The sequence below is a fragment of the Hanstruepera flava genome, assembly GCF_023634025.1.
Classification (GTDB): domain Bacteria; phylum Bacteroidota; class Bacteroidia; order Flavobacteriales; family Flavobacteriaceae; genus Hanstruepera; species Hanstruepera flava.
The window spans coordinates 175132-195534 of record NZ_JALJCW010000001.1; the positions used below are offsets into that span (position 1 = coordinate 175132).

A 20403-nucleotide genomic window follows, 5' to 3' on the forward strand; every position below is an offset into this window, starting at 1 on the left:
TTACAAATGCAGTTAAATGTAAGAAAAAAACAGTATGGTCGAAAGAACCATACTGTTTTAACTAACTAAACAAACTTTCAAATTTTTTATAAATCTGAAACGATTAATGACTGGAAGCTTCACCTGCTCCCGAAGGTATTCTAATATTCTCAACGATTTCTTGAACATCAGCAGGTGGTGCTGCTGTCATTCTAGAAACTACTACAGAAACAACAACATTTACAATCATAGCTACCGTACCAAAACCTTCTGGCGAAGTTCCAAACCACCATTCACTGGCAGGTCTTGGATCCATCACACCAATCAATCCGGTTTTATAGCGTATCATGTAGAACAACATTAAGGTAATACCCACAATCATACCAGCTATGGCACCCTGTTTGTTCATACGTTTATCAAAAATTCCTAAAATAATGGCCGGAAAAAAGGATGCTGCTGCCAAACCAAAAGCCAGAGCAACAACGGCTGCCACGAAACCAGGCGGATAAATACCAAATAGTCCCGCAATGATAATAGCTACTAAAATAGCAATACGTGCTGCCATTAATTCGCCTTTTTCAGAAATATTGGGCTTTAATTGCTTTTTAATCAAATCGTGAGAAATTGATGTTGAAATCACTAACAATAAACCAGCTGCTGTTGATAATGCTGCTGCCAATCCACCAGCTGCCACTAATGCAATAACCCAATTAGGTAATTTGGCTATTTCTGGATTTGCCAGTACCATAATATCTCTATCAACATATAATTCGTTTACCTCTGCATTGGCATTGGAGATCATACGTTCACCATGAGCACCGCGTTCACTCGTGTAAACTGGTTTCTTGCCATCAATAGCGCTTCCAGCTACATATTGAATTTTACCATCATTATTCTTGTCTGACCAAGCAATCAACCCAGTGTCTTCCCAATTCTTAAACCACTCTGGAATCTCACTATATTGTTGCTCGCTAACGGTTTCAATTAAGTTGGTTCTGGCGAAAACGGCAATTGCTGGAGCTGTTGTATATAGAATAGCAATAAACAACAAGGCTAAACCAGCTGATTTACGCGCATCTTTTACTTTGGGCACCGTAAAGAAACGTACAATTACGTGAGGTAAACCTGCTGTTCCAACCATCAATGCCAAAGTGATGGCAAATACATCCCACGTAGATTTGGTACCATCAGTATATTCATTAAATCCTAATTGTGTGTGCAACGTATCTAGTTTATCTAAAAGGTATGCTCCACCTTCCAACTTGCCTCCCATACCAATTTGAGGAATTGGGTTTCCGGTCATTTGCATAGAGATAAAGAATGCAGGTACCATAAAGGCAAAAATCAAGACACAATATTGTGCTACTTGCGTATAGGTAATACCTTTCATACCTCCCAAAAAGGCAAATACCAATACAACTGACATACCAATGATAACGCCTAGATTGATGTCCACTTGAAGAAATTGTGAAAATACAATACCAACACCTCTCATTTGCCCAGCTACATAGGTAAATGAAACAATTAACGCACAAATAACAGCTACTGTTCTAGCGGTATTGGAATAGTAACGATCACCTATAAAGTCGGGTACTGTAAACTTTCCAAACTTTCGTAAATAAGGCGCTAATAGTAAAGCCAGTAATACATAGCCACCGGTCCATCCCATTAGAAAAACCGAGCCATCATAACCCATGAAGGAAATCAATCCTGCCATGGAAATAAAGGAAGCGGCACTCATCCAATCGGCTGCAGTTGCCATACCATTTGCCAATGGCGATACACCACCACCAGCAACATAAAAATCTTTCGTTGAGCCTGCTCTGGCCCAAATAGCGATTCCAAAATATAGAGCGAATGTAAGCCCTACTAAAATCCATGTCCATGTTTGTACACTCATAATAATTTGTTTTAATAGTTAAGGCTTACTCGTCGAAACCGTATTTTTTATCTAATTTGTTCATAATTCTTACGTACACGAAAATGAGGATTACGAATACGTATATAGAGCCCTGTTGGGCGAACCAAAATCCTAATTTGAATCCGCCAAGACGAATTTCATTTAAAGCATCTTTAAATAAAATTCCACAACCATAGGAAACGATAAACCAAATAGACAGAAGTATTACTAAATACTTCAGGTTCTCTTTCCAATAGGCCGATGCGTGTTTTTGTTTATCTGACATAATTTTCTGTTTTTTATAGGTAAATCATTGCTTGAAGTGTTATCGTACCAACACTATCGTTGTCACCATATTTTGTGTTTTGGTACTCTAATGTTAATTTGGAATGATGCCCACTGAAATATGCGTTTGCGCCAATACCAAATTGATTTGCATCATCGTTAATCGCATCTATAGACCTGTTGGTATAATGTAAATACGGTTGGAACTTGGTGCTTTTTTGAGTTGGAATAACATATCCTACATGCGCATGAAACATATTACCAGTTTCATAGGTTTGACCTAACGTGTAATTGTCTCCATAGTCATTGGTTTGAAATAAACCATAAGCTGTAATAGCCGAACCGTTATCTCCTATTGGTGCATCATAAAAAGCATCAACAGCAAAAATGGCGACATCTTGCCCTTCTAGGACACCTAAATTATCTGCAGTAACCGCGCCTTTTGGATGTAAAAAGAAACCAGCTCCAACGTTGAATACCCGTTTACCACCCAAGTAGGTTCCCACTTTATAGGGTAAAAAATTAGATTCCTGATCAAAAAAGTTGAAATCAAAATAACCTGCATATGTTCTTCCAGCTTCTTTAGAACCTAAAAGGCGTCTTCCTGAATAAATGGCATCTCCACCGTTAACTGGTGTTGCAGATGCTTGCAGGTTATTGGTTACGGCGTCATTTATAGCTAATCTATATTGAAGCTTTCCGAACTTTCCTTTAAGGTAAATACCCATATGTCTTGCAAATTGATCAGACAAGCCTATGGTCGCCCATGCTTGGCGTGTGTTATCTAAAGTCAACATGTTTAAGGTACTTTGGTTGTTTGCCCTGGAAATTCCATTCCAATAATGCAAACCACCACCTATGGAAATGTAATCTTTAAAAACGGTATATTCACCCCAAACATCATGGAAAAACAGCTGTGAGCTATCCCCTTTTCCTGTTGGTGATAAATTATTTCCATTTAAATTGTTAAGTCCAAAATGGGTAAGGATTAAAAACTTTTTATTTAATTGAGCATACATAAGCACACGTGCACGACGTATGCTAAAATTTAAATCGCTTTGCTCATTTCCATTGGCATCAAGCGGTCTATCAGCATTATGCTGAGCCCAAAATTGCGCCCAAGAGATAATCCTAAAATACTTGGTACCATCCTCATTGAGTTTTACTTTCATCCCTCCAGTATAATCTGGTGCTCCTTGAGAATAAACCATTCCCAAAAAGGTGAAAGTCAAAATGGTAAATAACCATAGTTTTTTCTTCATAATTTTAAGAGTTAATTAGTTAATTAATTGGTTTTGTGTGCACCACTAATCTCTTAAAATGTATGAGTTAAATAAAAGTTGTTATAGGTAATTGCTAATTTAAAATATTTAATCGCGGAAACGTTCCCATTTTATAAGCATAAATTTATCACCCAATTCGGTAACCAACACACCAGCACCCGATAAATTTTCGGTGTTTTGAAAGTATTTGGACAACTCGTTTGCGTTCAAAATTTTATAGGTAGGATGGTAATCGGTTTTATAAGGTCGTTTAATGTTGTATTTCTTTACCCAATTCATAATACTCACATGGGAAATTCCCAAAATGCGTTCAATCTCTCTATAAGTCAGCCCCTCTAAATACAACTGTAATGCTTTATTAACGTAGTAATCATCAATCCGTTTGCCTAGCTTATTTACGGTAAAGAAATATCCGCAAGATTTACACTTATAACGTTGCCGATTGTTGACAATACCACTTTTAATATATCGGTCTGAATTACAATTTGGGCAGAGATTAATTTTCATATATACTAATTTAGCATAAATATAGTAATTTAGCAATAATTAATCACAATGATTTCATTAAAGTTTACTCCGTTGTTTATAAACTTTAATCTCCTTCACCACCCTTGGCGCCATTATTAGCGTAGCTGTCATAGTGGGTATTGCCATTAAAGCAAACACACCATCTATAAGATTAATCATCATACTTAACGAGGTGGTAGCTCCCAAAATAATGCTTGCTATGTAGATATAGTTGTAGTAATGCTTGTTCTGGGAGCCCATTAAAAAAGACAGACACTTACTACCATAATAAGAATAGGAAAACAAGGAGGATACACTAAACACCACAATACATAGCAACAACAAGTATTTACCCACGCCAGAGAATACTTGCCCAAAAGCCGAAGCCGTTAAACTCACCCCATTGGCATCGGTGGTTTGCCAGACGCCTGTAACTAAAATAGCCAATGCCGTTAATGTACAGATGACAATGGTGTCGATAAAAGGACCTAACATAGCAACCAAACCTTCGCGAACCGGTTCGGTTGTTTTGGCGGCACCATGTGCCATGGGTGCTGTACCAATTCCTGCTTCATTGGAAAAAGCCCCACGACGTATTCCCAATAGGATTAAACCACCAACCACACCACCCAAAAAGGCATCGCCTGTATAATTTTCGGCTGCAAAGGCATCGGTGAAAATCAGAGCCAAATAATGTGGTACTTCGTGAATGTTGACAATGAGTATAATTAATACAAGGACAAAGTACAGCAACACCATACTAGGTACCAACCGTGCTGCCGTTTTACTAATGCGGTTGAGTCCGCCCAAGATTACCACAGCAGTAATGGCCACTAATACCAAACCAATAATCAAATTGGTGGTAAAACCGGTAGCCACACCATTGGGTGCCAAAAGAATATCGTTGATGGCCTGCGTCAATTGGTTCACGTTAAATACGGGTAAGGCACCAACCAAACCGCAGACACTAAAAAAGGCCGCCAAGGGTTTCCAGTTTTTTCCCAAACCTTCCGTAATAAAGTACATGGGACCACCTTGAATATCACCATTACTATCCTTACCGCGATACATGATAGCCAAAGAGGACGTAAAAAACTTGGTAGACATCCCAATAATGGCACTAACCCACATCCAAAACACAGCACCAGGACCACCAATGGAAATAGCTACTGCTACACCTGCAATATTACCCATACCAATGGTTGACGATAAAGCGGTTGTTAAGGCCTGAAAGTGATTGATTTCACCAGGGTCGTTGGGGTTGTCATATTTACCACGGAGCACCTGTAATGCGTGCCCAAACATACGAAATGGCAAAAAGCGAGACAGGATTAATAAGTAGAGTCCACCACCGATAAGTAGGATGAGTAAGGGTAGGCCCCAAGCCAAAGATGAAAAATCTGATAGTAATTGATCAAGTTGTTGCATGGTTATAAAAATAGTGAAGTGCAAACACTTTTGAGTACAATAGAGCAATTTCTTATTCCATTAAAAACCAAATCTATTTTTTCTTTTCAATTTTCTTTCATTAAATTCACATAAACATATTAATCCAATACTTATTATAATGAAGGTTACGGCTGAAAAAAATGAAAAAGTTGCAAACATGATTTTTGGATCTATTTATCCTCTTTACCTAAATAGATTGGAAAAAAACGGTAGGACAAAAGATGAACTCAACAAGGTTATTGAATGGTTAACTGGTTTTGATGAAACCAAAATACAAGCCTTTATTGACGAAAAAGCTACTTTTAGAACATTTTTTGAAAAAGCAAACATGCATCCTAATGCCCATATGATTAAAGGTGTTGTTTGCGGTTACAGAATTGAAGAAATAGAGGATGAATTTGCATTGTACAAACAGTGTAGGCAAATGGAAAAACTGATTGATGAATTGGCCAAAGGCCGTAAAATAGAGAAAATTTTAAGAACATAATTAGTAATAAATTAATCCGGACTTCGTACCAACTAATTATAAATGGCTAAAACACTTATAACAGGCGCAACAGGGAATATTGGATTTCAAGTTATTCGATTCTTATTACAAACAAAAACTTCCAATCAAATTATTGCAGGTGTTAGAAACATTGACAAGGCAAAATTAATATTTCAAGATCATCAAAATTTAGAGTTTGTCCGTTTTGATCTTGGTGACCCAAATACGTATGACGAAGCATTAGAAGACGTTGATAAAATTTTTCTTCTAAGACCACCACAAATTACCGATATTAATCGCTACTTCAGACCATTTATTTTAAGGATACGAAACCGTAAAATTTTAAAGCTAGTTTTTCTTTCTGTTCAAGGAGCTGATAGAAGCAAAATAATACCTCATTATAAAATTGAACAACTGATTAAAAGCCAAAATCTTAATTATATTTTTTTACGCCCAAGCTATTTCATGCAAAACTTAACAACCACTTTGTATCAAGACATTAAAACAAAACGGCAGATTATTTTACCTGCAGGCAAAGCAAAATTCAACTGGATTGACATAAATAATATTGGTGAAGTGGCCGCCTTTGTATTAAATAATTTTGAGGCTCATAGCAACAGAGTTTATGACATAACTGGATTAGAGAATAAAAGTTTTTACGAAGTAACCCAATTAATAAATTCTGAAATTAGTAATAACATTATCTACAAAAGTGTAAACCCTATTCATTTCTTAATTCTGAAAATGAAAGCAGGTATGTCTTTCGGTAAAACTATGGTTTTAATAATACTTCATTATTTACCACGTTTTCAAAAAGAACCTAAAATATCAAATAACTACGAAGTCCTTATGGGAAAAGAGCCAACAACACTTCAATCATTTATCGAACGTGAAAAGAAACTATTTGAAGATTAAAATTTGATTATGACTTTAAATAAGCAATTACATTTTTATCAATTCGTTCCTGAATATTACTAACATCAGCTTTCACAAAGGTTTCACCCGTTATATTTTCGTATAGTTCAATGTATCGTTCACTCACCGATGTAATATAGTCGTCAGTCATTTCAGGAACTTTTTGACCTTCCAATCCTTGAAAACCATTTGAAATCAACCATTGTCTAACAAATTCTTTGGATAATTGTTTTTGAGCTTCTCCTCTATCTTGACGCTCTTGATAACCATCAGCATAAAAATAGCGAGAAGAGTCTGGGGTGTGAATTTCATCAATCAAAACAATTTTACCGTCCTTGGTTTTACCAAATTCATATTTGGTGTCCACTAGAATCAGGCCTCTTGAGGCAGCAATTTCAGTACCACGTTGGAATAACTTACGGGTGTAATCTTCCAAAATCACATAATCTTCCTCTGATACAATGCCGCGTTTTAAAATATCTTCACGTGAAATATCTTCATCATGATCACCCATTTCTGCTTTTGTAGCAGGAGTAATAATAGGCTGCGGAAATTTATCATTCTCTTTCATGCCTTCTGGCATGGCAACCCCACAAAGCATACGTTTTCCTGCCTTATATTCGCGTGCTGCATGCCCTGACATATAACCGCGAATTACCATTTCCACCTTAAATGGTTCACATAAATGGCCCACGGCAACGTTGGGATCTGGAGTAGCTGTCAGCCAATTAGGCACTAAATCTTCAGTAGCTTCCATCATTTTAGTTGCTATTTGATTCAATATCTGCCCTTTATACGGTATACCCTTGGGCATAACAACATCAAAAGCACTCAATCTGTCGGTAGCAATCATGACTAATTGCTCATCGTTAATATTATAAACTTCCCTAACCTTTCCTTTATAAACACTTTTTTGACCCGGAAAATTAAAATTGGTATCTATTATGGTATTACTCATTACTCCCTATTCTCTATACTTTTATAAGCCTCTATAACCTTCTTAACTAGTTTATGGCGAATTACATCTTTATCATCTAAAAATATAATACCTACACCTTCAACATTTTTTAAAATCAACAACGCTTCTTTTAAACCAGAAATAGTACGTCTTGGTAAATCAATCTGTCCAGGGTCGCCTGTTAGTAAAAACTTGGCATTCTTACCCATTCGGGTTAAAAACATTTTCATTTGGGCATGTGTGGTATTTTGTCCTTCGTCCAAAATGACAAACGCATTATCTAAAGTACGACCACGCATAAAAGCTAATGGTGCAATTTGGATGGTACCATTCTCAATATAATGTGCCAGTTTTTCTGGTGCAATCATATCACGTAGGGCATCATACAAAGGTTGCATGTAAGGATCTAACTTCTCTTTTAAATCACCCGGAAGAAATCCAAGGTTTTCACCCGCTTCAACCGCAGGACGCGTTAAGATAATACGCTTAACCTCTTTATTTTTTAAAGCCTGAACAGCTAGAGCCACACCTGTATAGGTTTTACCTGTACCCGCTGGTCCAATAGCGAAAACCATATCGTTTTTTCGCATACTTTCAACCAACTTTCTTTGATTGGCTGTTTGTGCTTTTATAATTCTTCCGCTAACACCATGAACAATAACTTCACCACTGGATTCACTAGTAGTGTAATCGTCTTTACTCTGACTGGTTAAAACACGCTCAATAACATTCTCATCAAGTTTGTTATACTTCATATAATGCTCCATAAGCATATTAAACCTACGGTCAAACTCCTCCAGCATATCCTCATCGCCATAGGCTTTTATTTTAGTACCACGGGCTACAATTTTAAGTTTGGGAAAATATTTTTTTAGGAGCGTAATGTTTGCGTTTTGAGCTCCAAAAAAATCCTTTGGAGATACCTCTTCAAGTTCGATAATGATTTCGTTCAAAAGCTAGGTGATTTAATTAAAATTATCTATTTACTTTTATTAGATTTGTGTCTAAACAAAACTACACATTTTTACGGTGTGTTAGGTTAAAAAAATATCAACAATTCTTATATGGCGATAATAACTTTGACGACCGACTTTGGAGAGAAAGATTACTTTGCTGGTGCGACAAAGGGAGCCATTTACAATGAATTGCCCGATGTTAGAATTGTTGATATCTCGCATTCTGTTTCACCGTTTAGTATTCCAGAAGCGGCTTATATAATTTTAAATGCCTATAGTAGTTTCCCAAAAGGGACCATTCATATAATTGGTATTGATTCTGAAATAAATGAGGAAAATAAACATATTGCCGTATTGCTGGATGGCCACTATTTTATTTGTGCCAACAATGGTATTATGAGTATGATATGTTCCGAAATTGCTCCCGAAAAGATTGTTGAAATTAATATTCACGATAAAATTCAAACCAGTTTTCCCGTTTTAGATGTATTTGTAAAAGTAGCTTGCCATATTGCGCGTGGAGGAACCCTTGAGGTAGTTGGTAAAATTATAGATAAAATCAAACCGATTAAAAACTTGATTCCGTTTGTAAACGAAGACCAAACACAAATCATTGGAAGTATTATTTACATTGATAATTATGGTAATGTAATAACCAATATTAAGCGGTCATTTTTTGAAACCATCCAAAAAGGGCGCGACTATGTTATATCGGCACGCAATAATAAATTTAAAACCATTCACACCAAGTACAGCGACATAGTTGACTTTAAGATTCCAGCGGACAAAAGACATGATGAAGGTCGTGGTTTGGTGGTATATAATTCTGCCGATTATATTGAAATAGCCGTTTATAAAAGTAACCCGCAAACCGTTGGTAGTGCATCCACACTTATGGGATTAAAATTAATGGACACTATAACTGTTAACTTTACAAAAAAATAAGGCATGTTTGTACGCATAGTAAAAATGAGTTTTGATGATAAGTTTATAGATGTTTTTTTAAATAATTTTCATGCCAACAAAGAAGCTATTCGCGGTTTTAGAGGCTGCCAATTATTAGAACTCTACAGAGACAAGCACAATACCAATGTGTTTTTTGCGTATAGTTATTGGAATTCTGAAGCTGATCTGGAACGTTACAGGCATTCTGAATTATTTAAATCGGTTTGGTCCAAAACCAAACCTTTATTTAATGCTAAACCTGAAGCCTGGAGTGTTGATAAAGTAGTTTCACTCAAATAAAATAATGAATAGCTTTGCGTTATTAAAAGTATTGAAGATTTTAAAAACCAACATAACAAACAATAGATGTTTGCCATTTTAAAAAAAGAGATAAATACGTTTTTTACTTCCATTATTGGGTATTTGGTCATAGCCTTGTTTTTAACGATAAACAGCCTCTTTTTATGGCTGTTTCATGGAGAATTTAATGTTCTGGATAATGGATTTGCCGATTTAAACAGCTTTTTTCTATTGGCGCCTTGGATATTCATCTTTTTAATTTCTGCTGTTACCATGCGCAGTTTTGCAGATGAAAAAAAACAAGGCACATTAGAATTACTGCTCACCAAACCTATTAGTCTTTTTAAAATTGTATTGGGCAAATATCTTGGTGCTTTAGTATTAATAATTTTAGCCTTAATACCTACGCTACTCTATGTTTACACAGTTTATGAATTAGGAAACCCTATGGGCAATATAGATCTGGCAAGTACTTTTGGTTCGTATTTAGGACTATTATTCTTAGCCGCTGCTTTTACTGCCATTGGGCTGTTTTGCTCTAGCCTAACCGACAATCAAATAGTTGCTTTTATTGCGAGTATATTTATAAGTCTATTGTTATACATAGGCTTTGAAGGTCTTGCCGATTTTGTGTCGAATAATTTAGTGGAACAAGTAGGCATGAATGCCCATTACAAGAGTATGAGTCGTGGCGTCATAGACACTCGTGATGTTGCTTATTTTTTAAGTGTAACTATACTGTTTTTAATACTATCCCAAATAATCATAAGCCAAAAGACATTCAATAAAAAAACCTACCTCCCTTCTATTGTTTTGGTATTGGCTTTTGGTGTATTAACCTTTACAAAATCGATTTACAAACGGTTTGATTTAACTTCGGATAAACGCTATACCTTAAGCCCTGCTGCCATAGACATCGTACAATCTGCTGAATCTCCTTTAATTGTTGATGTCTTTTTACAATCTGAAAATTTGCCTTCAGAATTTAGGCGTCTGCAAACGGAAACTAAACAAATACTTGAAGAGTTTGCTGCTAAAAATAATCAGATTAACTTTCAGTTTATCAACCCCTTGGAAGACGATGCCATTCGCGAGCAGAACATCCAACAGTTAATGAATCGTGGGTTAACACCTATGCAAGTTACGGTTCAAGAATCAGGAAAATCAAGTCAAGAAGTTATTTTTCCATGGGCATTGGCCAGTTATAATGGTGTAACGGTTAAAATTCCTTTGGTAAAAAATAAAATTGGTGCTGCCATTCAAGAATTAGCCACCAATTCCATTCAGCATTTGGAATATACGTTTGCCGATGGCTTTAGCAAATTAATCAATCCAAAACGTAAAAAAATAGCTATTTTAAAAGGTAACGGGCAATTACAGGATGCGTACATTTTCGACTTTGTAAAAAGCATTAAAGACTATTATTTTATTGCGCCATTTACATTAGATAGCGTGTCAAGCAATCCAATTAAAACCTTGATAGCGTTGCAGGATTACGATTTAATAATTTCTGCAAAACCAACCAAACCGTTTACCGAAGAAGAAAAGTACGTACTCGATCAGTACACTATGTCTGGTGGAAAGAGCCTTTGGTTAATGGATGCTGTAGCCATGGAAAAGGACAGTTTATATAACGAAACGGGTACTGCTATAGCCACCCGCAGAGATTTAAGTTTAACCGATTTCTTTTTTAAGTATGGTGTGCGTGTTAATCCAGTTTTGGTAAATGATTTATATTCGGCAAAAATCACATTAGCGACAGGAGAAGGTAGTCAGTCGCAGTTTCAGCAATTACCCTGGTTTTATTCGCCTTTGATAAACGCTTCAGTAAATCACCCTGTAGTAAACAACCTCAACCTAATTCGATTTGATTTTGCCAATCAGATCGATACATTAGAAAATGACATCACAAAAACCGTGCTGTTGGAAAGCTCTATTTTGAGTAAGTTAGACGGTACGCCTCGGGAAATAAGTCTAGACATGACAACCCAAGAACCGAAACCTGATTTGTATACCAATGGCAATCAGAATTTAGCGGTATTGTTGGAAGGTAATTTTACATCTGTTTATAACAATAGAATTAAGCCCCTTAATTATAACAATGACAAAACTATAAGCCCGCCAACCAAAATGTTAGTGATAGCAGATGGCGATGTCATAAAAAATGATCTAGGTAAAAATGGCCCTCAAGAATTAGGATTTGATAGATGGACTGGTCAAACCTATGGTAATAAAGAATTTTTAGTTAATGCTGTAAATTATCTGTTGGATGAAAACGGACTTATAAACATTCGTACCAAAGAAGTTGCTGTAGCCTTTTTGGATGTTCAAAAAACAAGTAACGAAAAAACAAAATGGCAAATACTAAATATTTTAGCACCTCTAGCTGTTTTAGTGGTATTCGGGCTTATTTTTAATTTTATGCGACGAAAAAAGTATGCAAAATAAAGGTGGTATTTAAAGTCTGTTCAAGGCTTGTTTTACCCTTTTATTTGTTAATAAGTTTGTTTCCAATATTAATAGCTTTAAGATATATTTGTAGTAGTATTCATTTGAACAAATAAAGTATTTTAAATAGATGAAATTTATAGTATCGAGTACCTATTTACTAAAACAATTACAAGTTCTGGGTGGTGTTATTAATAATTCAAATACCCTGCCTATTTTAGATAATTTCCTTTTTGAATTAAATAATACCGAATTAACTATTTCGGCCAGTGATTTAGAAACTACAATGTCTGCCAAGTTAGACGTAGAAAGTGATAACAGTGGTAGTGTTGCTGTCCCAGCGCGTTTGCTACTTGATACCTTAAAAACATTTCCAGAGCAACCTTTAACCTTTGTTGTTGAAGATAACAATACTGTTGAAATCAGTTCAAACCATGGTAAGTATGCATTGGCTTATGCAGATGGTAACGAGTTCCCTAAAGCGGTAAGTTTAGAAAACGCAAGCTCAACCGTATTAAATGGTGATATTTTAGCTACAGCTATTAATAAAACTATTTTTGCTGCTGGTAACGACGATTTACGCCCAGTAATGAGTGGTGTATTCTTTCAGTTTTCAACTGAAGGCTTAACCTTTGTAGCTACCGATGCGCATAAGTTGGTAAAGTATTCTCGTGAAGATGTTAATGCTAATGAAGTAACAGAATTCATTATGCCCAAAAAACCTTTAAATCTTTTAAAAGGTATTTTAGCAGCAAGCGATGAAGATGTTACTATTGAATACAACGATTCCAATGCTAAATTCACCTTTGAAAACGTTGAGTTAATTTGCCGATTAATAGATGGCAAATACCCGAATTACGAAGCCGTAATTCCGAAGGAAAATCCAAACAAGCTGACCATTAGTAGAACACAATTTTTAAATTCAGTGCGTCGTGTGAGCATATTTTCAAATAAAACCACACATCAAATTCGTTTAAAAATTGCTGGAGCAGAATTGAATATCTCTGCAGAAGACATTGATTACAGTAATAAAGCCGAAGAGCGCTTAACTTGTGATTATCAAGGTGATGATATGCAAATAGGGTTTAACTCACGTTTCTTGACCGAAATGTTGAACAACCTTACAAGTGATGATGTACAATTAGAAATGAGCTTACCCAACAGAGCTGGCATTCTCACACCAGTTGACGGACTTGACGAAGGTGAACAAGTTACTATGTTGGTGATGCCTGTAATGTTGAATAATTAATAATACATTTCATTTCTTTTATAAAATAAAACGCCCACAAATTGTGGGCGTTTTTGCATCAAAAGTTTTGGCATACTATGCCTCGCTATTAACTATTAAAAAAGAAAAAAGCATTATGACGCCTCACAGTTACTCCCTTCGCGTCTAACACCCAATTTTATCAGAAAGGTTTCCATTAAGCACCATTTTGTAATAGCCGATTGCAATAAATTGGCACCTACAAAAATGGTAAACCAAAACCAATTCTCGTTTACATACATACCAAGTAGCACACTAATAATTACAAATGCGCCAGCTATGGCTCTTATATATCTATTTATCATAATATAAAATGTTTAAATATTTCGTTCTATAGGCAATACAACCGCTCTTATAGGATTGTTTGTTTCTAAATCATTATTATAATCTTGTATCAATTTAAAAAGATTGTCAATTTTATCATCAGTGGTAAACGAAAAGAACAAACTCGATTCGTTACCTCCTTTTTCGTTGGCAAACCAACTATTGGTTGTCAATAGTGTTGGCGCGCTTTTGTATCCATCAATTTCAGACTCACTGAAATTCTCAATACCTGATTTTTTAAACAGTTTTATTACATCGTTGTGAAATGCTTCAACTGTAGTTACGATTACTAGCTTCATATTAGTTGTGTTTTTTGTGTTCAATCATATAATACACTAATGGCACTACCAACAAGGTCAATACGGTACTTACAATGGTGCCTCCCATTAAAGAGATTGCCAAGCCCTGGAAAATAGGGTCAAATAGGATCACAAATGCACCAATGACTACTGTCCCAGCTGTTAACAAAATGGGCGTTGTTCTTACGGCTCCTGCTTCTATAGCTGCCTGTTTTAGTGGGATACCTTCATCTAAACGCAGATTGATAAAATCTATTAATAGTACCGAATTTCGCACCATAATACCTGCTAAAGCAATCATACCGATAAATGACGTTGCTGTAAAAAAGGCACCCATCAACCAGTGTCCCAATATGATACCTATTAATGATAATGGAATGGCCACCATCATAACCACAGGCGCCTTAAAGTTCTGGAACCAACCAACGATTAAGATGTAAATCAAGATGATGGCACCTAAAAATGCTATCCCTAGATCTCGAAAGACTTCTAAAGTAATCTGCCACTCACCATCCCATTTTACGGTATAATCATCTTCATATTCAGGTTGTCCTAAATACATTTCATTAATTTCATAACCTTGTGGCAATTCAATGGCTTTTAATTTCTCCTCCATTCCTAAAATGGCATAAGCTGGGCTTTCTAATTCACCTGCCATATCAGCCATAACATATACCACGCGTTTTTGATTTTTTCTATAAATGCTTTTGGCACTTGTTGTTTCCTTGATTTCAACCAAATCAGCTATCGGCATCATATTGCCCTGCTTGGATTTGATTTTTAATTGGGAAATATCCTGAATGGTTGATTTTTCCTTTTCATCAAGTGTTAATACTACACCTATCTGGTTAACGGCATCTTCATCATATAAATTGGTAATGGCTCTGTTTGACAAGGCCATATTCATGGTATAGGCAATTTGCTGTGGTGCTATACCATATAGCATGGCTTTTTCCTTGTCGATAACAAAGGTGTATTCCTTCTGATCGGCTTCCACCATCCAATCAATATCCACAACATCTTCCGTATTATTCAAAATAGCTTGAACACTGTTGGCAATCTCCATTTGTTGCTCGTAGTCAGGTCCATAAACTTCAGCCACAATAGTTGACAATACTGGTGGTCCTGGCGGTACTTCGACCAGTTTCACATTGGCATGGTACTTTGAAGCAATTTTTTGGATGTCTGGTCGTAATAACTTGGCTATATCATGACTCTGTTCACTGCGATCCTCCTTGTCCAACAAATTGACTTGAATATCGGCCATATTACTACCGCCACGTAAATCGTAATGTCGCACCAATCCATTAAAAGTTATTGGTGCAGAAGTCCCAATATAATTTTGATAATTCACCACCTCTGGACGTGTTGCTAAGAATTGAGAAATTTCTTTGGTCACCACACCTGTGCGTTCCAATGTTGTACCTTCTGGCATATCAATGACTACCTGAAATTCATTCTTGTTATCAAACGGTAACATTTTAACAGCTACGGATTTTGTAAAAAACATGGTCATGGTCCCCAACAATAAAACAAATGTCAACCCTAAAAACATCCAACGCTTTGTGCGGTTTTCAATAAGTGGTCTTTCAAACTTATTATAGAGTCTATAAATTAAGGTTTCTTCTATAGGTTTTTCTGCTTTCTCTACCGTTTGCTTTTTATCCTTTTCACGAAGGAAAATATACCCCAAATACGGTGTTATGGTTAAAGCCACAAACAAAGACAGAATCATCGCTATAGATGCGCCTATTGGCATGGGAGCCATATAAGGACCCATTAAACCAGAAACAAAAGCCATAGGCAATACAGATGCAATGACCGTAAAAGTGGCTAGAATGGTTGGGTTACCAACTTCATTTATAGCGTATAATGCGGCTTGTTTAAATGGCAGGCGCTTCATTTTAAAATGCCTGTGCATATTTTCGGCTATGATGATGGAGTCATCAACAACGATACCTGTAACAAATACCAAAGCAAATAAGGTGATTCTGTTTAAGGTGTAATCCAGCATATAATAGCTTAATAAGGTTAAAGCAAAAGTTATTGGTACTGATAAAAACACTACCAACCCACCGCGCCAACCCATAGCTAACATCACTACAAATGTTACAGCAACAATGGAACCAATAAGATGCAATAACAGTTCTGATACTTTATGAGAAGCTGTTTCACCATAATTTCTTGTGATTTCCACGTGGACATCATCAGGTATGAGATTTTTACGTAAGTGCTCCACCTTGTCAATAATCACATCTGCTATTTTCATGGCATCAGCACCTTTACGTTTGGCAACAGATAAGGTAACGGCAGGATATTCTGATTGAAATTGATTGGCTTTTTCACTACCTTTTCCAAATCCTAAACTCACGTAATTTTGAGGTACTTCGGGACCGTCTATAATAGTGGCAACCTGCTTTAAGTAAATGGGTTGATTTTGTTGGACGCCAACAACTAAATTTTCAACATCGGCTACTGTTTCGAGAAACTTCCCCGTATTCACTAAAAACTCGTTATCATTTTTATTGAAACTTCCTGAATTCAATTGGGCATTGTTTGCCTTGATCATTTCAGAAACCGACAAAAAGTCTAATCCACTTGCCGCCAGTTTATCTTTGTCCAATACCACACGTAATTGTCTATCACGGCCACCTATTTTATGGGTAATGGCTACATCATTGACTTTTTTGATTTCTGCTTCCAGTTCTTGAGCCATTTGGCTCAATTGGTAATCATCATAATTTTCACTCCATAAGGTCAACCCTAACATAGGTACATCATCAATGGCACGTGTTTTAACCAACGGAAAGGTTACACCTTGTGGCATTTGATCCATGTGCTTGTTGATTTCGTTATAAAGCTTCACAAAGGAACGCTCGATATCCTCACCCACATAAAACTGAACAATGACCATACCTTGTTCTTTCATGGATGTAGAATACACATACTCCACCCCTTTGATGTTGGATATTAATTTTTCCAGCGGTTTGATAACCCGCGATTCGACTTCAGTTGGACTTGCTCCTGGATAACCTACAAAAATATCGGCCATAGGCACATCAATTTGAGGCTCTTCCTCTCGCGGAATCAAGAACGAACTGTACACCCCAATAACCATAAAGACGATCATGAGAAGAACAGTAAGTTTTGACTGTATAAATATTTTGGCAATTTTGCCAGCGATACCTTCTTTCATCTGATTAATATTTTATTATTGGATTGTGACTTTTGCACCATTGTACAATTTACCTTCAGCTGAAACGATATAGGACTCATCTGCAGACAAACCTGACAATACCTCAACCTGATTACCATACTCCCTACCCAATCGCAACCATCTTAAAATGGCTGTATTAGTTGGACTAACTGAATAAACGCCTGTTAATTGACCGTTATAAACCAATGCTTCTTTAGGTACTAATACCATGGCATTATCGGTTTGTTTTTCTACTGGGAATTGAACCGTAACAAACATGCCAGACAATATATCGGCATCTGTTTTATCTAAAGTAATCTTAACTAAATACTGACCTCCAGTATGTTTGGAAGACGTACTGATCTCAGAAACTTTACCCGAATGCGTCTTGTTTATTGATTTTACCAAAACCGCCACTTCTGTGTTAGCTTTAATTTTAGAGATTTCCGTTTCAGGAACCATAGCCATCACTTCAAAGTTACCTGGAGCCTCAACAGTTATTAAAGGCATTCCTGGATTAGCCATATCACCAGTTTCAATCATTTTACTGGTTACAACACCTGCAAAGGGTGCTGTAATATTACTATAAGCAAATTGTGCATTAACTTCGTTTCGCATTTGTTTTGCAGCCTCTAAACGGGCTTTAGTCATTTCAAAACGCGCTTTCATGTCATCCAATTCTTTCTGGGTTGCACTGCTTTCTGAAAATAGGTTTTTAAATCGGTTGTAATCTTTTTCAGCATTGGTAAAGGCTGCTCGAGCCTCCGTAATACTCGCCTCTATCTGTGCTTTTTTAGCTTGTAGATCGGCATTATTGATAACTACCAATAATTGTCCTTTTTTAACAGAATCACCAACACTCACAGGTACTTGGGTTACATAACCCATCATACGGGTGCTTAAATCAGCACTGTTAACCGACTGGATTTTTCCACTAACCGCCAAAAAGGGATAGTTGCTATTGGATGCCACCTCACTTACCTTTACTTGAATGGCCGAAGCATTATCTGAAGGGGTTGTTTTTTTATCTTCAGAACAGCTAAAAATCAATAGTGATAGGACAAATAAGGTGATTGTATATATAAATTTCATGATTTTATATTTAATTAGATTCTTACTTTGTTAAAAACTGCACATACGCCAGTGCATAATTGTATTCGTATATAGTTTGATAATATTCCAATTGTTTTTGAGCATATTGTGTATCTGCCAGTAGTAAATCGGTTGTTTTTTCCAACCCCTCTTCAAATCGGTTTTTACGAATTCGGAGCGATTCTTTGGATTGTTCTAAAGCCAAAGTGGTTAATTCTAATTTATTTTGAGCATCTTGTAGCAAACGCTTGGCCTTGTTAAGCTCCAATTGACTTTGCGATACGTATTGTTGGTACTTCAATTTGGATTGCTCAAATTCCGAGCGGCTTTTCTGTGCCTTACCAAAACGTTTGGTGCCTTGTAAAATATCCCAGCTTAATTGAGCGCCAACTATGTAACCATTAGCATTGCCTTGAAAGATTTGGTCATCATACAACTCGTAACTTCCAAAAGCATTCAATCGTGGTAAAAAGGTCATCTTATCTGCTTTATACATAGTCTCATAAGTATTTGTTGCCAAAGACATGGCTTTTATATCTGCACGATCTTCAGACACCTGCAATAGAAGATTGTTCTGCGGAATAACGACCTGCAAACTGTCTGTTGGCTGATAAATAGCCTCCTGGTTTTCATTCATCAAAAAAGACAAATAGTTGGATGCATTTACCACATTGCTTCGCGCCATTTGCAACTGATTTTTGACTTCGGTCACACGAACAGAAACCGCTAAAACATCTGACTTTTGAAGATAGCCTTGATTAAAGCTGTTTTTAGCTAATCTTTCATTGGCTTCGGCTGTTAAAAGAGCCTGCTCCAAAACAGCTACACCTTTATAGGCCAATTGCAATTGCATATAGGCTTGCTCTACCTCCAATTCCAAATAATCTTTGGTACGCTCTGTTTGTAAAGCTGTTGCTTCCATTTTGTTTTTGGCCGCTTTACGTTGGTAAAAACCATCTACGTTTATTAAAGGCTGTTGAATTTCAAACTTGGTTGCAAAGTTTTGGGTTGGTTCAGGGTCGTTTAACAAGGCTGGATTAAAATCGGCAGCCGTTAAAATTCCCTGATTCAATTTAGAACCAAAGGCCATTAATGGATTGGTAGTGCTAACACCTGTATGCGATGCCGTAATGTTAGGCAAAAACACGGCATTGGTTTGCTTAAAATCGGCTTTTGAAGCGTCAAACTGCGCTTCAGAAATTTGCAAACTGTAATTGGATTTCAAAACCTTATCCAAAACTTCTGCTTTCCTTAAAGGAATGCGTTCTTGAGCTTGGGAAAACCCAATAAAGGTTAAAATAAATATTAAATTATATGTGAGTTGTTTCATAATGTATTGTCATTTTACAGAGCAAAAATACATTGGGAAACCAGGGTAGTCAGTAACAAAGGTTACCGACAAAAGCCCTAAAATAAAAAGCGCCCACCAAATGGTGAGCACTTTTCTTGCCTTGAATACTTTAACTAACTAACAAAATTAATAGACAAGGGATATTTTGGTATTTCACCATTACTGGTTTTTATGGCATTGACAATTGGAAATATAAACGCTATAAGTCCTATTACTATAAGTCCTATAAAACCTAAACCTAATAACAGTATAGCTGGAACACACAGAATGGAATAGATAATAATACTTAATTGAAAGTTTAGAATATTCTTACCATGCTCATCCATTTTATACACCTTATCTTTTTGCGTAACCCAAATAAGCAATGGAACTATCAGTCCGCCAAAACCGGTAAAACAGGTAAGTAATTGGCATAAATGTGTTATAACTAAAAGTTGATTGTCTTCTCTCATGATGGTTTTG

General features: G+C 36.3%; 19 protein-coding genes. 6 read left to right on the top strand and 13 right to left on the bottom strand.

The window, feature by feature from the left end; all coding sequences use genetic code 11:
* Positions 1 to 103: 103 nt before the first annotated feature.
* From MTX13_RS00925 to MTX13_RS00945, 5 genes are all read right to left on the bottom strand, one after another.
* Positions 104 to 1879, bottom strand: coding sequence for a sodium:solute symporter family protein (locus tag MTX13_RS00925; protein ID WP_250432495.1), 1776 nt, complete (start codon positions 1877 to 1879; stop codon positions 104 to 106).
* Positions 1880 to 1904: 25 nt separating this feature from the next.
* Positions 1905 to 2165: a DUF4212 domain-containing protein gene (locus MTX13_RS00930; protein WP_250432496.1), complete on the bottom strand. Its 261-nt coding sequence runs from the start codon at positions 2163 to 2165 to the stop codon at positions 1905 to 1907.
* Between the two features lie 13 nt (positions 2166 to 2178).
* Positions 2179 to 3426, bottom strand: a complete 1248-nt coding sequence (locus MTX13_RS00935) for a hypothetical protein (RefSeq protein ID WP_250432497.1) — start codon at positions 3424 to 3426, stop codon at positions 2179 to 2181.
* 108 nt (positions 3427 to 3534) lie between these two features.
* The gene (locus MTX13_RS00940; protein ID WP_250432498.1) at positions 3535 to 3954 is read right to left on the bottom strand and encodes a transposase-like zinc-binding domain-containing protein; all 420 of its coding nucleotides are present in this window, start codon (positions 3952 to 3954) and stop codon (positions 3535 to 3537) included.
* 57 nt (positions 3955 to 4011) lie between these two features.
* Positions 4012 to 5382, bottom strand: a complete 1371-nt coding sequence (locus MTX13_RS00945) for an alanine/glycine:cation symporter family protein (protein WP_250432499.1) — start codon at positions 5380 to 5382, stop codon at positions 4012 to 4014.
* Between the two features lie 139 nt (positions 5383 to 5521).
* Here MTX13_RS00945 and MTX13_RS00950 point away from each other — a divergent pair, with 139 nt between their 5' ends.
* A complete protein-coding gene (locus tag MTX13_RS00950) occupies positions 5522 to 5890 on the top strand; it encodes a DUF2200 domain-containing protein (RefSeq protein WP_250432500.1) in 369 nt (122 codons plus the stop codon).
* Positions 5891 to 5932: 42 nt separating this feature from the next.
* On the top strand, positions 5933 to 6805 hold the full coding sequence (locus tag MTX13_RS00955; protein ID WP_250432501.1) for an NmrA family NAD(P)-binding protein: 873 nt from the start codon (positions 5933 to 5935) through the stop codon (positions 6803 to 6805).
* 7 nt (positions 6806 to 6812) lie between these two features.
* On the opposite strand, the gene MTX13_RS00960 is transcribed toward MTX13_RS00955, so the two are convergent.
* Complete coding sequence (locus MTX13_RS00960; RefSeq protein WP_250432502.1) at positions 6813 to 7763, bottom strand: phosphoribosylaminoimidazolesuccinocarboxamide synthase; 951 nt, start codon at positions 7761 to 7763, stop codon at positions 6813 to 6815.
* On the bottom strand, positions 7763 to 8716 hold the full coding sequence (locus MTX13_RS00965; protein ID WP_250432503.1) for a PhoH family protein: 954 nt from the start codon (positions 8714 to 8716) through the stop codon (positions 7763 to 7765). Before MTX13_RS00965 ends, MTX13_RS00960 begins: the two co-directional genes overlap by 1 nt.
* Before the next feature lie 111 nt (positions 8717 to 8827).
* Between MTX13_RS00965 and MTX13_RS00970 the strand changes: the two genes are divergently transcribed.
* From MTX13_RS00970 to dnaN, 4 genes are all read left to right on the top strand, one after another.
* Positions 8828 to 9664, top strand: a complete 837-nt coding sequence (locus MTX13_RS00970; RefSeq protein ID WP_250432504.1) for an SAM hydrolase/SAM-dependent halogenase family protein — start codon at positions 8828 to 8830, stop codon at positions 9662 to 9664.
* A 3-nt stretch (positions 9665 to 9667) separates the two neighbouring features.
* Positions 9668 to 9964, top strand: coding sequence for a putative quinol monooxygenase (locus tag MTX13_RS00975; protein WP_250432505.1), 297 nt, complete (start codon positions 9668 to 9670; stop codon positions 9962 to 9964).
* 66 nt (positions 9965 to 10030) lie between these two features.
* Positions 10031 to 12412, top strand: coding sequence for a gliding motility-associated ABC transporter substrate-binding protein GldG (gene gldG / locus MTX13_RS00980; RefSeq protein WP_250432506.1), 2382 nt, complete (start codon positions 10031 to 10033; stop codon positions 12410 to 12412).
* Positions 12413 to 12542: 130 nt separating this feature from the next.
* Entirely contained in the window at positions 12543 to 13661 is a 1119-nt protein-coding gene (gene dnaN / locus MTX13_RS00985) for a DNA polymerase III subunit beta (RefSeq protein WP_250432507.1), read from the top strand.
* 113 nt (positions 13662 to 13774) lie between these two features.
* Here dnaN and MTX13_RS00990 read toward each other — a convergent pair whose 3' ends face one another.
* From MTX13_RS00990 to MTX13_RS01015, 6 genes are all read right to left on the bottom strand, one after another.
* On the bottom strand, positions 13775 to 13984 hold the full coding sequence (locus MTX13_RS00990) for a YgaP family membrane protein (RefSeq protein WP_250432508.1): 210 nt from the start codon (positions 13982 to 13984) through the stop codon (positions 13775 to 13777).
* Positions 13985 to 13996: 12 nt separating this feature from the next.
* On the bottom strand, positions 13997 to 14302 hold the full coding sequence (locus tag MTX13_RS00995; RefSeq protein WP_250432509.1) for a hypothetical protein: 306 nt from the start codon (positions 14300 to 14302) through the stop codon (positions 13997 to 13999).
* Between the two features lies 1 nt (position 14303).
* Positions 14304 to 17498 carry an efflux RND transporter permease subunit gene (locus tag MTX13_RS01000; protein WP_250432510.1) on the bottom strand — a complete coding sequence of 1065 codons (3195 nt, stop codon included), beginning with the start codon at positions 17496 to 17498 and terminating at the stop codon, positions 14304 to 14306.
* Between the two features lie 15 nt (positions 17499 to 17513).
* A complete protein-coding gene (locus MTX13_RS01005; protein ID WP_250432511.1) occupies positions 17514 to 18590 on the bottom strand; it encodes an efflux RND transporter periplasmic adaptor subunit in 1077 nt (358 codons plus the stop codon).
* Between the two features lie 22 nt (positions 18591 to 18612).
* Entirely contained in the window at positions 18613 to 19920 is a 1308-nt protein-coding gene (locus tag MTX13_RS01010; protein WP_250432512.1) for a TolC family protein, read from the bottom strand.
* A 134-nt stretch (positions 19921 to 20054) separates the two neighbouring features.
* On the bottom strand, positions 20055 to 20393 hold the full coding sequence (locus MTX13_RS01015; protein ID WP_223033368.1) for a DUF4870 domain-containing protein: 339 nt from the start codon (positions 20391 to 20393) through the stop codon (positions 20055 to 20057).
* Positions 20394 to 20403 lie beyond the last annotated feature (10 nt).

Excerpts from the sequence above, each read along its gene's own strand:
- MTX13_RS00925 (WP_250432495.1), bottom strand. The coding sequence starts at position 1,879 with ATGAGTGTACAAACATGGACATGGATTTTAGTAGGGCTTACATTCGCT.
- MTX13_RS00930 (WP_250432496.1), bottom strand. The coding sequence starts at position 2,165 with ATGTCAGATAAACAAAAACACGCATCGGCCTATTGGAAAGAGAACCTG.
- MTX13_RS00935 (WP_250432497.1), bottom strand. The coding sequence starts at position 3,426 with ATGAAGAAAAAACTATGGTTATTTACCATTTTGACTTTCACCTTTTTG.
- MTX13_RS00940 (WP_250432498.1), bottom strand. The coding sequence starts at position 3,954 with ATGAAAATTAATCTCTGCCCAAATTGTAATTCAGACCGATATATTAAA.
- MTX13_RS00945 (WP_250432499.1), bottom strand. The coding sequence starts at position 5,382 with ATGCAACAACTTGATCAATTACTATCAGATTTTTCATCTTTGGCTTGG.
- MTX13_RS00950 (WP_250432500.1), top strand. The coding sequence starts at position 5,522 with ATGAAGGTTACGGCTGAAAAAAATGAAAAAGTTGCAAACATGATTTTT.
- MTX13_RS00955 (WP_250432501.1), top strand. The coding sequence starts at position 5,933 with ATGGCTAAAACACTTATAACAGGCGCAACAGGGAATATTGGATTTCAA.
- MTX13_RS00960 (WP_250432502.1), bottom strand. The coding sequence starts at position 7,763 with ATGAGTAATACCATAATAGATACCAATTTTAATTTTCCGGGTCAAAAA.
- MTX13_RS00970 (WP_250432504.1), top strand. The coding sequence starts at position 8,828 with ATGGCGATAATAACTTTGACGACCGACTTTGGAGAGAAAGATTACTTT.
- MTX13_RS00975 (WP_250432505.1), top strand. The coding sequence starts at position 9,668 with ATGTTTGTACGCATAGTAAAAATGAGTTTTGATGATAAGTTTATAGAT.
- gldG (WP_250432506.1), top strand. The coding sequence starts at position 10,031 with ATGTTTGCCATTTTAAAAAAAGAGATAAATACGTTTTTTACTTCCATT.
- dnaN (WP_250432507.1), top strand. The coding sequence starts at position 12,543 with ATGAAATTTATAGTATCGAGTACCTATTTACTAAAACAATTACAAGTT.
- MTX13_RS00990 (WP_250432508.1), bottom strand. The coding sequence starts at position 13,984 with ATGATAAATAGATATATAAGAGCCATAGCTGGCGCATTTGTAATTATT.
- MTX13_RS00995 (WP_250432509.1), bottom strand. The coding sequence starts at position 14,302 with ATGAAGCTAGTAATCGTAACTACAGTTGAAGCATTTCACAACGATGTA.
- MTX13_RS01000 (WP_250432510.1), bottom strand. The coding sequence starts at position 17,498 with ATGAAAGAAGGTATCGCTGGCAAAATTGCCAAAATATTTATACAGTCA.
- MTX13_RS01005 (WP_250432511.1), bottom strand. The coding sequence starts at position 18,590 with ATGAAATTTATATATACAATCACCTTATTTGTCCTATCACTATTGATT.
- MTX13_RS01010 (WP_250432512.1), bottom strand. The coding sequence starts at position 19,920 with ATGAAACAACTCACATATAATTTAATATTTATTTTAACCTTTATTGGG.
- MTX13_RS01015 (WP_223033368.1), bottom strand. The coding sequence starts at position 20,393 with ATGAGAGAAGACAATCAACTTTTAGTTATAACACATTTATGCCAATTA.